Source organism: Acinetobacter sp. YH16056_T (assembly GCF_024605895.1).
GTDB lineage: Bacteria > Pseudomonadota > Gammaproteobacteria > Pseudomonadales > Moraxellaceae > Acinetobacter > Acinetobacter amyesii.
The window spans coordinates 591,145-604,002 of record NZ_CP094545.1; the positions used below are offsets into that span (position 1 = coordinate 591,145).

At 41.3% G+C, this 12,858-nt stretch carries 9 protein-coding genes; 6 read left to right on the plus strand and 3 right to left on the minus strand.

What is annotated here, in order from left to right; genetic code table 11:
• Window positions 1-95 precede the first annotated feature (95 nt).
• Entirely contained in the window at window positions 96-731 is a 636-nt protein-coding gene (locus MST17_RS02910) for an FMN-binding negative transcriptional regulator (protein ID WP_180022436.1), read from the plus strand.
• A gap of 44 nt (window positions 732-775) precedes the next feature.
• On the opposite strand, the gene MST17_RS02915 is transcribed toward MST17_RS02910, so the two are convergent.
• The 3 genes from MST17_RS02915 to MST17_RS02925 form a co-directional block, all read right to left on the minus strand.
• Complete coding sequence (locus MST17_RS02915; protein WP_180026736.1) at window positions 776-2,557, minus strand: acyl-CoA dehydrogenase C-terminal domain-containing protein; 1,782 nt, start codon at window positions 2,555-2,557, stop codon at window positions 776-778.
• Window positions 2,558-2,750: 193 nt separating this feature from the next.
• Window positions 2,751-4,553 (minus strand): acyl-CoA dehydrogenase C-terminal domain-containing protein, encoded by a 1,803-nt coding sequence (locus MST17_RS02920; RefSeq protein ID WP_180026735.1) that lies wholly within the window; start codon window positions 4,551-4,553, stop codon window positions 2,751-2,753.
• Window positions 4,554-4,871: 318 nt separating this feature from the next.
• On the minus strand, window positions 4,872-5,501 hold the full coding sequence (locus MST17_RS02925) for a hypothetical protein (protein WP_180026734.1): 630 nt from the start codon (window positions 5,499-5,501) through the stop codon (window positions 4,872-4,874).
• A 141-nt stretch (window positions 5,502-5,642) separates the two neighbouring features.
• On the opposite strand from MST17_RS02925, the gene MST17_RS02930 reads away from it, so the two are divergent.
• The 5 genes from MST17_RS02930 (at window position 5,643) to MST17_RS02950 (ending at window position 12,634) form a co-directional block, all read left to right on the plus strand.
• Window positions 5,643-6,512, plus strand: coding sequence for an IS982 family transposase (locus MST17_RS02930; RefSeq protein WP_005137615.1), 870 nt, complete (start codon window positions 5,643-5,645; stop codon window positions 6,510-6,512).
• Window positions 6,513-6,614: 102 nt separating this feature from the next.
• Window positions 6,615-8,291 carry a sensor histidine kinase efflux regulator BaeS gene (gene baeS / locus MST17_RS02935; RefSeq protein WP_180027151.1) on the plus strand — a complete coding sequence of 559 codons (1,677 nt, stop codon included), beginning with the start codon at window positions 6,615-6,617 and terminating at the stop codon, window positions 8,289-8,291.
• A gap of 12 nt (window positions 8,292-8,303) precedes the next feature.
• The gene (locus tag MST17_RS02940; protein WP_111885370.1) at window positions 8,304-8,990 is read left to right on the plus strand and encodes a response regulator; all 687 of its coding nucleotides are present in this window, start codon (window positions 8,304-8,306) and stop codon (window positions 8,988-8,990) included.
• Window positions 8,991-9,223: 233 nt separating this feature from the next.
• A complete protein-coding gene (locus MST17_RS02945) occupies window positions 9,224-10,921 on the plus strand; it encodes a carboxypeptidase regulatory-like domain-containing protein (protein WP_180027150.1) in 1,698 nt (565 codons plus the stop codon).
• A gap of 357 nt (window positions 10,922-11,278) precedes the next feature.
• Complete coding sequence (locus MST17_RS02950) at window positions 11,279-12,634, plus strand: amino acid permease (protein ID WP_180022415.1); 1,356 nt, start codon at window positions 11,279-11,281, stop codon at window positions 12,632-12,634.
• Window positions 12,635-12,858 lie beyond the last annotated feature (224 nt).

Here is a 12,858-nt window from a genome sequence, read left to right on the forward strand (position 1 = left end):
CATGAAGCGCATATGACAAAAATATTTTTTAGGTTAAATAAAGTCTTTAATGTTAAGTTTGAGCTTAAATTTTGTCCTATAAGAATGAAGCGACGATGTATCAACCAACGCATTTTAAACAGAATGAACTCCTTGATCTGATTGATCTTATGCGTAAGCATGCTTTGGCGACAGTAATACTGACGGCACCCAATGGTGAGTTGGAAGTGAATCATTTACCACTAGAATATGACACTGAGTCAGGCGAATTGGGTATATTGCGCGGTCATATTGCCAAGACCAATCCAATGTTTGAATTGCTAAATCAGTCAGCGCACGCCTATGTGATTTTTCATGCCGATGATGCATATATTTCGCCTAGCTGGTATGAAGGAAAACAGGAGCATCATCGCGTTGTACCGACATGGAATTACCGTGTGGTGCATGTCAAAGGCACAATTCGTAAAGTTGACGATGAAAAATATTTACGAGGGGTTCTGGCTCGGTTGACTCGACAACATGAAGCTAGCCAACCCGTGCCGTGGAAAATGGGCGATGCGCCTAATGATTTTATTGCTGAACAGTTAGAGAAAATTGTGGCGATTGAAGTCGATATCCAGTCGATGATCGGGAAATTTAAAGTCAGTCAAAACCGAAGTGCTGTAGATGCGATGAATGTGGCAAAAGCTTTGGAAAATGCGAATTCTGAAATGGCTAGGTCAGTCAGGAAATATTATCACTACAATGAATAAAAAAATGCCCGATAAATCGGGCATTTTTGATTTTGTGTATTTAATTAAGCTTGGTTGGTAAAGTAATCTTCAGAGAAGTTCATGATCACTTCAGAACCTGCTTTTACTTTAGCAATGCGTAATGCCAATTCAGGTAAAATACGCTGCGTGAAGTAAAGAGTCAGTGCAAGTTTGTTTTGGTAGAACTCGCCATCTTTGTCTTTTGCTGCATCTGCAATGCGGGCAAACATATAGGCAAAGCTGAGTAGGCCTACAGCATGTAGGTAATCAACTGCTGCTGAGTTCGGGAACTCAATGTTTTCACGAGCAGCTTCAAGTACATATTGAGTCACCGCTTCAACTTCAGCTGCTGCATCTAAAGTGGCATCTTTGATGTAGTTCAAGCTGGCATCTAAGTTATTGGCAAAATCACGGATTTCTTGAATATATTCAGCAATGAATTCACCATTGCACTTAATGGTTTTACGACCAATTAAGTCTTGAGACTGAACACCGTTGGTCCCTTCGTAAATCTGTGCAATACGCAGGTCACGGATACATTGTTCCATACCCCATTCACGAATAAAGCCATGACCACCGAAGACCATTTGAGCATCGAGTGTTGCTTGGAAAGCTGTATCTGTTAAATACGCTTTCGCAATAGGTGTTAACAGCGCAACACGGTTATTGGCTGCTTTGACTGCTTCTGGGTCAGTAGAGAACTTGGTAATGTCCAGTTGTTGACCAACATAAACCGCAAATGCACGAGACGCTTCATTGTTGGCACGTGCGTTCAGCAACATACGACGTACATCACCATGAACTAAGATGCTGTCTGCAGGTTTTGCAGGCGATTGAACGCCAGAAGCGCTACGGCCTTGTAAACGATCAGTCGCATATTGCGCTGCATTTTGATAAGCAAATTCAGAAGCACCTAGGCCTTGAATACCCATAGACAGACGTTCGTAATTCATCATGACGAACATCGCTGCAAGGCCTTCATTTTCTTTACCAACCAGGTAGCCTTTCGCGCCATCAAAGTTCATTACACATGTTGCAGACGCTTTGATCCCCATTTTATGTTCAATAGAACCAGGGCCTACAGCATTACGCTCTCCCAATGAACCATCTGCATTCACCAAGAATTTAGGTACGATGAATAGTGAAATTCCGCGTGAGCCCGCAGGCGCATCAGGCGTTTTCGCTAAAACTAAGTGGATGATATTTTCAGAAAGGTCGTGGTCACCGCCAGTGATGAAAATCTTCGTACCTGTAATGTTATAAGTACCGTCTTCATTACGTTCGGCTTTAGTTTTGATAATACCTAAATCTGTACCTGCATGCGGTTCAGTTAAGCACATGGTGCCTGACCATTCGCCTGTATACATTTTTGGTAAATAAGTTTCTTTTTGCTCTTGTGATGCATAGCTGTTTAATGCCATGCCTGCACCTACAGAAAGAAGCGGGTAGAGCATGAATGATGGGTTGGTTGCAAACAGCATTTCGTCAGACAGAACAGTCAGCATTTTTGGCATGCCTTGACCGCCCCATTCTTCATCTGCGCCTAGACCAATCCAACCGCCTTCTGCATATTGTTTAAATGCTTCTTTGAAACCAGCAGGAGTCGTGACATTGCCATTGCTATAGGTTGCGCCTTCTTCATCACCTGTGCGGTTTAAAGGATGAGTGACGTTTTGCGCAAATTTTGCCATTTCTTCAAGAATGGCTTCTGCAGTAGCAGCATCAAGGTGAGCAAGATTTTCGTTGTTTTGCCAGAATTGTTCTGCTTTAAAAACATCATTTAAGATGAATTTCATATCTGCAAGCGGCGCATTATAAATTGGCATGTTCGTTCACCTGTTTATTGTTTGAATCTGTGGACTTGGGGCAATTTGTATCGACATAAAGCGTGGAGAAAATTGACCAAAGTAAAATTATGAGACTATTTATAAAGAAAAAGGACTGCCAATGCTATGACCGTCCTTTCTCTATTTCTGCACTCAAGAGTACAATTTTTTGAATATGTTTTAGATATTCACATTAGAATGCAAAGTGTTCTGCATCCAATGCCATAAGAGGATCTAGGCCACCTGCGATCACTTCTACATGAGAGCGAACGCGCGGTAAGATTTTCTTGAAGTAGAAGCGAGCAGTCGTTACTTTTGCATTGTAGAAATCAACATCTGTTGTTCCTGCAGCTAAAGTTTCTTGTGCAACTAAGGCCATGCGAGCCCATAAATAAGCAAGCGTTACATAACCAGAGAAGTAGAGGTAATCGACTGCAGCAGCACCTACTTCTTCAGGGTTTTGCATTGCTTTCATACCAATCTGCATGGTTAAGTCGCCCCATTCTTTGTTTAGCGCAGCAAGCGGCTCAACAAATTCTTTCATGGCAGCGTTGTCTTTGTTAGCTTCAACAAATTTATGGATGATCTTGGTGAAGTCTTTCAACATTGAACCTTGAGTACCCAATACTTTACGGCCTAACAAGTCAATTGCTTGAATTTCAGTCGTACCTTCGTACAAGCATGAAATACGTGTATCACGTACAATTTGTTCCATACCATGTTCAGAAATGAAGCCGTGGCCACCAAATACTTGAACACCGTGTTTTGCAGATTCAGAACCTGTTTCAGTCAAGAATGCTTTAGCAATTGGAGTTAGTAGAGACAAAATGTTGTCAGAGAACTTACGTTCTTCTTCCGTTGCACCTTGTTCCACGATATCGGCATGGAAAGACAATAAGTAAACCAGAGCACGACCAGCTTCAGCAAATGATTTTTGCGTAAGCAGCATGTTGCGTACTGCAGGGTGAACGATAATTGGATCTGCTTCTTTTTCAGGTGCTTTAGGGCCTGAAAGTGAACGCATTGCCAAACGGTCTTTTGCGTAAGCAAGTGCACCTTGGAAAGCGCCTTCAGAAGCTGAAAGACCTTGTACAGCAGTACCGATACGTGCAGTGTTCATGAATGTGAACATGCAGTTTAGACCGCGGTTTTCAGGGCCAATCAAGAAGCCTTTTGCGTTATCAAAGTTGATGACACAAGTCGCGTTACCATGGATACCCATTTTGTGTTCAATCGAACCACAACGTACCGCATTGCGCTCACCAATTGAGCCATCAGCATTTACATTGAATTTAGGTACGATGAATAATGAAATACCTTTCGTGCCTTTTGGTGCACCTGGAAGACGAGCAAGTACGATATGGATGATGTTTTCAGCCATGTCGTGTTCACCAGCAGAGATAAAGATTTTCTCGCCAGAAATTGCATAGCTACCGTCTGCTTGTGGTTCAGCTTTAGAGCGGATAATACCTAAGTCAGAACCTGCATGAGATTCTGTTAAGCACATCGTACCAGTCCATTCACCTGAAACAAGTTTAGGAAGGTAAGTGTCTTTTTGCTCTTGAGAACCGTGATGTTCTAATGTACGGACAGCGCCATGAGATAGACCAGGGTACATACCCCATGCCCAGTTCGAAGTACCCACCATTTCTGAAATGATGTTGCCTAAAGAAACCGGTAAGCCTTGACCGCCGTATTGTTCTTCAGCAGATAAAGATGGGAAACCGAGTTCGATATATTTTTGATACGCTTCTTTAAAACCAGTTGGTGTTGTTACAACGCCATCATTCCAAGTACAACCTTCACGGTCGCCGACTTGGTTAAGAGGAGAAAGTTCATTTTCACAGAAGTCAGCAGCAGCTTCTAGATATTGGTCAACCAACTCACGACTTACTGTGTCTGAAAATGCAGGCAGTTGTGCATAGTGATCTTCTGCTTTTAAAAGTTCATGCAGAACAAATTGCATATCACGTAAGGGCGCTTTGTATTGTGGCATATCGTTTTCCTCAATACTGGTTTCTACCAGCGTTAGTAATCCTAAATAAACATTTGAACGTGTCTTCAATGACACGTATTGGAATGGTTCTAATCGTGCAACATCTTCTTATTGGGTACAAGCATTTCAGGGCGATTTGTTGGTGACTGTAAAGTCAAAGAAATATTCCTTGAAAATGCTAAGTGCATTGAGTGTAAACACTTTTGGCTGAAAATGAATGACACAAATAGTCAAAAAGCGTAAAAAGATATGTCCAATAAAAAAGGCACTCCTGGGAGTGCCTTTTTTTACGCAATGATATTGCGATCTAAGTTTGGATTATTTCACTGGTGCTGGCGTTGGGGCAACAGGAGCTTTAGGTTGGAAGCGAACTTCACATTTACCATTGATTTGCTGTTCGCCAACTTTAATGGCAACCGCGCTACCATCAGTCTTACCTTGGCATGCTTTCATAATCGCTTGTTGCTTCGTTTGGCGTTCTGCTAAACGTTGATCAAATTGTTTAGTCAGTTCTGCACGTTTTGCATCAGTCAGTGGCTCACCGCGTTGCATCTGACCACGCATGTCGCCACGCATTGGATGATGTTCACCGCGCATTGGTTTGTGTTCACCACGTGCTTTTTTCATGTCTTGACGGTCTGCTTTGAACACCATGGTACATGTACCATCAATATTTTTATCGCCAGCTTTTACTTGAACTGTTGAACCTGTAGCCTTACCATCGCAGGCTTTTTGCATATCAGCAAACACTTGACGTTGCTCGGCACGCATTTGTTTAAAATGTTCACGTTGCTCAGGTGACATACGACGATCGTGATCACCATGATGTTGTTTCATCATACGGCCATGATCGTTATCTTTTGGTGCGGTTGTCGATTGACAAGCCGTCAATGCACCCATGCTCAGTACGCTTGCACCGATTAAAGCCATTTTGGTCATTTGTTTCATAGTCTTTACCCCACCAGATTAGATATTTTTCCGATGGTTAAAGATTAAATAACCCGAATCGCGGATAAGAAATAAACTTGAAAATAAGAAGACTAGAGCCATCAGTTGAGTTACCACACAAAACTCACAACTCTAGTCCTAATGTTCAATAGTACCGAATTATTCTGCGTAATTGATGATTTCTTTCTTAAATTTGAAGCAACTTATTGGAACTTTCTCAAACAAAATAACCATTCTTTAAGAATCAGACGTGCTCATCTGACGATCTCAGAAATCTGCTTTATTGCCATTTGGTATAAATGTTCTTATTTCAGCAATTTCAAAGCCTTTTTCACATGGTTAAAAGAAGATAAAAGACATTTGTTTAAAAGCTTACCATGTTACCAACGGATGATTCATCTGATCAATATGCACCAATTAGCAATACATGCTTTACATGTGGCTCTGATGAAAGGTCAAAATACCCAATATTTGTGGATTGATTCAACGACTTTGCCAGTCTGTAAAAATCAACGTATTCAACGCCATAAATCATTAGCTCAAATAGCATCTCGTGGTAAAAGCTCAATGGGCTGGTTTTATGGCTGTAAGCTACATATTGCGATGAACCCATTTGGTGAAATCGCTTGTTCTGCTTTATCAAATGGGCATATAGCTGACATAAAAATGGTTGAGCAATTGGCTGACGGCTTAGAAGCAAAGCTATATGGAGATCGTGGTTATATCAGCCAGGAACTAAAAAGCAGGTTAAAAGATCAAGGTATTGATTTGATTACTTACCATCGAAAAAACATGCAATCCATCCAACTATCTGCATCAGATGAATATCACTTAAGACAACGAAATAAGATAGAAACGTTATTCAGCTTATTGAAAGGACAATACAATTTAGTGACGAGTAAAGCTCGTAGTATTCATGGATTTCTGAGTGGGATTTACGCATCGTTATGTGCATATCAACTTAATCATCAAAATAAACCAACAATTCAAATTATGGAATCATTGGCTTAAGCGGGATTCGGGTTAAATAATAAAGATGTAGAAACAATGGAGAGTTTTTTAGTTGCGTGTTCGCTACAATAATGAATATAGAAGAAAAATGAGAGTTCTCTTTTGAAAATACGTCGTATCCCGATTGCCCTACGCTTGTTTCTGACTGTGCTGTTGACGACGCTCGTCATCACAACGGTAAGTCTTGGCGTTTTGCATTGGAATATGCAGCGTAATTTCACCAAATATGTGGCCGATGTCGAGATGCAAAAGCTTGACCATGTCATTGAAAATTTAGCCGATGTGTATACGGTCTATCATGATTGGGGCAATGCGATTCAGGCGCAAATTTTGCAAATTGAAGGGCAGGCTGCGCCAGATGACTATGATCGTCTCTCTCGGTGGTGGCTGCGTCGTCAATATGACATTGCATTGCAGCAGCGCTATTTCCAAGATCATAGTTTGAATGCAGCATCGATGTTGGCAACGCCACAGCAAACGGCAGAACAAAAAACTGAAGAGCTAAAATGGCTGGAACAAAACTTACCGTCTGAGTTTCAACCCTTTGAAGGTTTAAAATTTCCTTTAAGCGCGAATCAAAATGTGTTCCGCCCCAAAGAGTCGAATGCGGATGAAAAAGATAAAGATGCGGGTCAATCCTCTCAAAACAACACCAATAATGGTGGTAAAAAACAGTTTATCCAAATGCCTGACCGCTTGGGCTTGAGTTCGCGTTTATCTTTATATGATGCACAGCGCCAATTTGTCGTGGGTGAACCGACAGATGAACAGATTTCTTATCGTCCGATTATGGTGAATAATCAAATCGTGGGGTATCTAGGACTCAAACCTGTCCTCGAGCAAGATGATGCAATCAGTATTAACTTCTTTAGTAAGCAAAAACGTTATTTATTATTGGTTTATGTGCTTACGTTTATTGCAAGTTTGATTGCAGCATTGTTATTGGCAACATACTTTAAAAAACCGATTCAGCGTTTGTTAATGGGAACACGTGAGTTAACCAAGGGCAATTATCAACATCAAGTCGCGGTGAACCGTAATGATGAGCTTGGTGATTTATCGAATGAATTGAATCAGTTGGCCGTAATTCTCGATCAGCATGAAACGTCACGTCGTCAATGGGTGGCTGATACTTCACATGAATTGAAAACGCCATTGGCCGTGTTACAGGCTCAAATTGAGGCGATGCAGGACGGTATTCGTAAGCCAACGCCAGAGCATTTTACTTCGATGTTGAATCAAGTCAGTAGTCTGAAAAAATTGACCAAAGATTTGGCTGATTTGGCGCAAGCTGATGCACAGCAATTAAATTGTTATCTCACTACGATTAATCCGTGGGATGTCATTGTGCAGGAGGTTGAAAGCTTTAAACCGAAGTTTGAACAAGCCGATTTGAAAATTACCGCAACGGGCGATGGCACTTCATTACAATTAGATATAGACCGTTTTAAACAGATTATGGTCAACTTATTGGGTAACAGTATTCGTTATACGGAAGCTGGTGGTGAAGTGCATGTTCATACTGAGCAAGATGAAACCCAGTGGACCGTGTATGTTGATGACAGCCCATTTGGTTTAACTGATGAACAGTTGGCACGTTTAGGTGAGCGTTTCTATCGTGTGGATGATTCACGTACGCGTGCAACTGGTGGTACAGGATTAGGATTGGCGTTATCCGTAAAAATAGCTAGAGCATTGGGCGGAGAATTGAGTTTTGATCATTCTCCATTGGGCGGTTTGCGTTGCAAATTGACATTTCCCAAACAGATGAAATATTAAAAGGAAGCATGCATGAAACATATCATGTTGGTTGAAGATGAAGTGGAACTTGCACAGCTAGTGCGTGATTATCTAGAGGCTGCAGGCTTTGAAGTCAGCATGTTTCATGATGGTCAAGAAGCCTATGAGAGCTTCACGCAGCGTAAGCCGAGTCTAATGATTTTGGACCTAATGGTGCCACGTATGGATGGCTTAACCATTTGCCGTAAAGTCCGTGAGCAGTCTGATCTGCCAATTATTATGGTGACTGCACGCACTGAAGAAATTGACCGTGTATTGGGGCTCAATATGGGTGCTGACGATTATGTCTGCAAACCGTTTAGTCCGAAAGAATTGGTGGCACGTGTGCAAGCGGTATTACGTCGTTTAGAACGTAAAGCAGAGCCAGAGGTGAATGATTTATTCCGTATGGACAAAGCACAGCAACGTATTTGGTATCAACAAAAAGCGTTGAGCTTAACGCCAACAGAGTTTCGTTTACTTGAGTTGTTTTTAGAGCATGTAGGGCAGGTGTATTCACGTGCGCAATTGCTTGATCATATTAACCCAGACAGTTTTGAAGTGGCTGACCGTGTGATTGATAGTCATATTAAAAATTTACGTCGTAAGATTTCAGATGCAGCGGAAACTGGCAACCGTCATGAATGGATTCAAGCCGTGTATGGCGTTGGCTACCGTTTTGAATATCCAGAAGATTAAAACATAGATTGTAAATTCTAAAAGACAGGCTTTGGCCTGTTTTTTTGTACATACCTAGCTAAATTAATTTTAAAAACAAGAAAAACAAAGCAATAAAAACATAAAATGTGAAATTTGCGCATTTAGTGGAAATTAGGTATTATTTTGCTTGAATATTGACCAGTATGTTTGGGCTGGCAGAGTTCAATGTAGAGATAACAATTTTAAAAATGGAAAATTAGAGGGCAGAACAGATGAAAAATAGCGCTTTTGTAAAAATAATAATGGTCACGGGTGTCTTGGGTTTAACGGCATGTGGCGGTAGTGATCGTGACGAGACAGGGAGTGTACCGCCAGAGGCAGTTGCCGATGCTATGGTTCAAAAAAGCGTAGAAGAGCTGACTTTATTAGATGTGAATAATCTTGCTTTAAATGCTGCATCGATTCAGATTTTAACTGATGAAGAATGGCAAAAAGTACAAGCAGGCAGTCTGAAAATAGCAACGAATACAATTATAGCGGATGATTCTGAGCAGTTCTTTCCACCGATCAATAGTTTACCGACAGCAACTCATTTTAAAGGTCAAAGTTATCTTGCCAATGCTCAAGGCATCGTTAAACTGCCTAAATTGGCTGCAGGCACATATTATGTTTTGGTCACTAAAAATGGACAGTCTACAGTTTCGGCATTCTTGATCCATCCTAAAAATACCAATAAGAGCATTGTGTTGAATGTGGTTCTCAACTGCTTAGATCAAGACTGTCAGACACTAAGTGATGCACCAGTCAATGATGCAGTGGTCGGAACATTGTCTGGTCAAGTGATTTTTAAAGGGAAACCTTTGGCGAATGCGCAAGTGTCATTGTCTGGCGGTACAGCGACCAATGGCGCATTTGTTAGTGCTTTGACTGATGCCAATGGATATTTCACGCTTTCATTTAATGTGAGCAATGATCTGCTTGAAGCATTGAAAAATGCCACGCTCACTATTAGCAGTGCAGGAACTAATACCATTACGAAAAAAGTTACGGTCATTGCTTCTTCTGCATCGGGCTATCAATTTGAAGTGCTGCCCGAAACAACATCTACAGATGCGGTATGGCGTGAAACTTTTGAAGCGGATTCTGCTACTCGCAATGCATGGACAAGGTCGCAGCCAAGTGTGGCTAATGTCGATTGGCAGTTGCTAAACAAAGGTCACAACATTCGTAATAATCAAGTAAATCAGCGTGTGCGCTTAGCGCCGAATGATCAGAGCCAAGGCAAGGTGCCTGAGCCACTGCAAGGTAATACGGCATATTGGTATGGTGACAAAGTAAATGGCAACTTTATTGGTGCTTTAAGTGATTCATCTACGGCTCCAGAGTTTGATGGCGGCACCTCGCAGTATGACAATAGGGGTGAATTGATTTCACCTTCCATTAATCTAAGCCAGTATCAGGCGCCTTTGAGTTTAAGCTTTAAAACATGGTGGGAAATTGAGTCGGTCAATCCAAATAATCAGGGATTCGATTTGATGAATATTTTAGTTTCTACCGACGGCGGTAACAGCTTCAAGACTTTGGCTCGATTAAACCCGCTGGCAGATCCATCCTCGGCATATGAGCGCGCGCCGATTCCATACAGTAATTTAGGCTTTAACCTCGCACCGGCTGCTGTTCAGCAAGAAGCAATTTCATTAGATGAATATGCAGGCAAGGCCAATGTTCAGCTGAAATTCCAATTCAGAACAGTCGATCAACTTTATAACGGTTTCCGCGGTTGGATGATTGATGATGTGGTGATTCAGAAAAAAGCCGGTACTTTCCCATTATTTGATGGTGCGAGTTTTGATGAAAATTCAGATAGTTTCTCTCAGGACTATAGTGGCGTCGCTGCAAAACAAGCGGACACTGTGCTGAAAAGCACGAAGAGTTATGCACGGTGGGCTGAAGTTCCACAGCGTAAATAACGATTTACATGGTGGTGCAGTATGAATGGTTAGAATAGGTTTAGACGTACTGTATTCACTATCAATCATCCATCAAGTGAAGTGAATGCTAAAAAGCAGCTCTCTATTGAGGGCTGTTTATATTTAAAGGGACAATATATTCAGCCACTTAAGTATGCTGGCAGCTAAATTTTCTGGCTGTTCTAATAGAACCATATGGCCTATATTGTCCATCCTATCAAGTTGACTATGTGCTATAGATTGATGCAGCTCACGCACTGTATTCCATAATGATTCATACAGAAATGATTTGCGAATATTTGGCTGCAAAGAGCTGCACAGGCTACAATCCACTTTTTTATAAGATGAGAACGTGTTGTGAGCAGCGAAATGCCTCAATTGCAGCGCCGATTAAAGAACCGTCATATTCAGCTGATTGCAATGGGTGGCGCAATCGGGACAGGGCTATTTTTAGGCTCTGCGCATATTATTGAGTCGGCTGGACCATCGATAATTCTGGGCTATTTGATTGGTGGTTTGATTGCTTTTCTGATTATGCGCCAGTTGGGCGAGATGATTGTACAAGAGCCAGTCACAGGTTCATTCAGTCATTTTGCTTTTAAGTATTGGGGCAAGTTTGCGGGCTTTTTAACGGGCTGGAACTACTGGATTCTGTATATTTTAGTAGTGATGACCGAGCTGACCGCGATAGGCAAATATGTCAATTACTGGTGGCCGCATGTGCCTGCTTGGGTTTCAGTTTTGGTGTTTTTTGCTGTGATTACGCTAGCCAATTTAGCCAATGTCAAACTGTATGCAGAATCTGAATTTTGGCTGTCGATGATTAAAGTTGTGGCGATTGTTGCCATGATTATTTTTGGTATATATCTGCTACTTACAGCAGGCGCAGACTCTACCGCTTCGATTAGTAATTTATGGGTACATGGCGGCTTCTTCCCGCACGGTTTTGAAGGCTTATTCTACATGCTAGCCTTTATGATGTTTGCTTTTGGCGGCATTGAATTAATCAGCATGGCGGCGGCTGAAACTGAAAATCCTGATCAAAATATCCCGAAAGCGGTGAATCAGACCGTGATCCGCGTGTTCTTATTTTATATCTGTTCCTTGGCGGTACTGCTGTCGCTGGTGCCGTGGAATCAGTTGAAACTTGGCGGTTTGGATCATAGTCCTTTTGTGATGATTTTTAATCAGATGGGGATTGATTGGGCGGCACATTTGCTGAACTTTATTATTTTGACTGCATCCGTTTCGGTCTGTAATAGCGGCATGTATGCCAATAGCCGCATGCTGCTCGGTTTGGCAGAACAGGGCAATGCGCCAAAAACGTTTAAACAGGTAAATAAACACGGCACGCCGATTGCCGCGGTTTTATTTTCTGCTTTGCTGATTTTTGGTTGCGTGCTGCTGAATTATTTCTTGCCTGAAAAAGCCTTAAGTTACCTGATTTATATCGTGGTGAGTGCTGCGGTGCTGAATTGGATGTTAATCAGCTTGATTCATTTGAAGTTTAGAAAAGCGATGCAGCAGCAGGGTATACAGACCAAGTTTCCTGCTTTATTTGCACCGTTTACCAACTACTTTGTCTTAGTGTTCATGCTGATGATTTTGTACATCATGTGGAATCAGGGCTTTATGCTATCGGTGTTGATGCAGCCGCTATGGATTTTACTGCTGTATGTGCTGTTTAAAGTGATGCAAGCAAAGAAGGTTTAATACCATGAAGGCTTAGGGAAGAGCCTTTTGAAGTTTTAAATTCTTGGTTTAAAGTTGTTTAACAACGATTTTGAAAGAGTTTTATTAAATTGTTTGAATTAATAATTTGGTTTATTTAAGTAATTAAAATGTAAGTTAAAATATGTGATTTGTGTTGATTTTAGAATCAATAAATTTCATTTATTTTCTTGAATGATAAGTAAAATGAATAATTTATCAATTAA

What these genes read in the sequence shown, in the direction of transcription:
- MST17_RS02910 (WP_180022436.1), top strand. Translation starts at nt 96, where the DNA reads ATGTATCAACCAACGCATTTTAAACAGAATGAACTCCTTGATCTGATT.
- MST17_RS02915 (WP_180026736.1), bottom strand. Translation starts at nt 2,557, where the DNA reads ATGCCAATTTATAATGCGCCGCTTGCAGATATGAAATTCATCTTAAAT.
- MST17_RS02920 (WP_180026735.1), bottom strand. Translation starts at nt 4,553, where the DNA reads ATGCCACAATACAAAGCGCCCTTACGTGATATGCAATTTGTTCTGCAT.
- MST17_RS02925 (WP_180026734.1), bottom strand. Translation starts at nt 5,501, where the DNA reads ATGAAACAAATGACCAAAATGGCTTTAATCGGTGCAAGCGTACTGAGC.
- MST17_RS02930 (WP_005137615.1), top strand. Translation starts at nt 5,643, where the DNA reads ATGTTCAATAGTACCGAATTATTCTGCGTAATTGATGATTTCTTTCTT.
- MST17_RS02940 (WP_111885370.1), top strand. Translation starts at nt 8,304, where the DNA reads ATGAAACATATCATGTTGGTTGAAGATGAAGTGGAACTTGCACAGCTA.
- MST17_RS02945 (WP_180027150.1), top strand. Translation starts at nt 9,224, where the DNA reads ATGAAAAATAGCGCTTTTGTAAAAATAATAATGGTCACGGGTGTCTTG.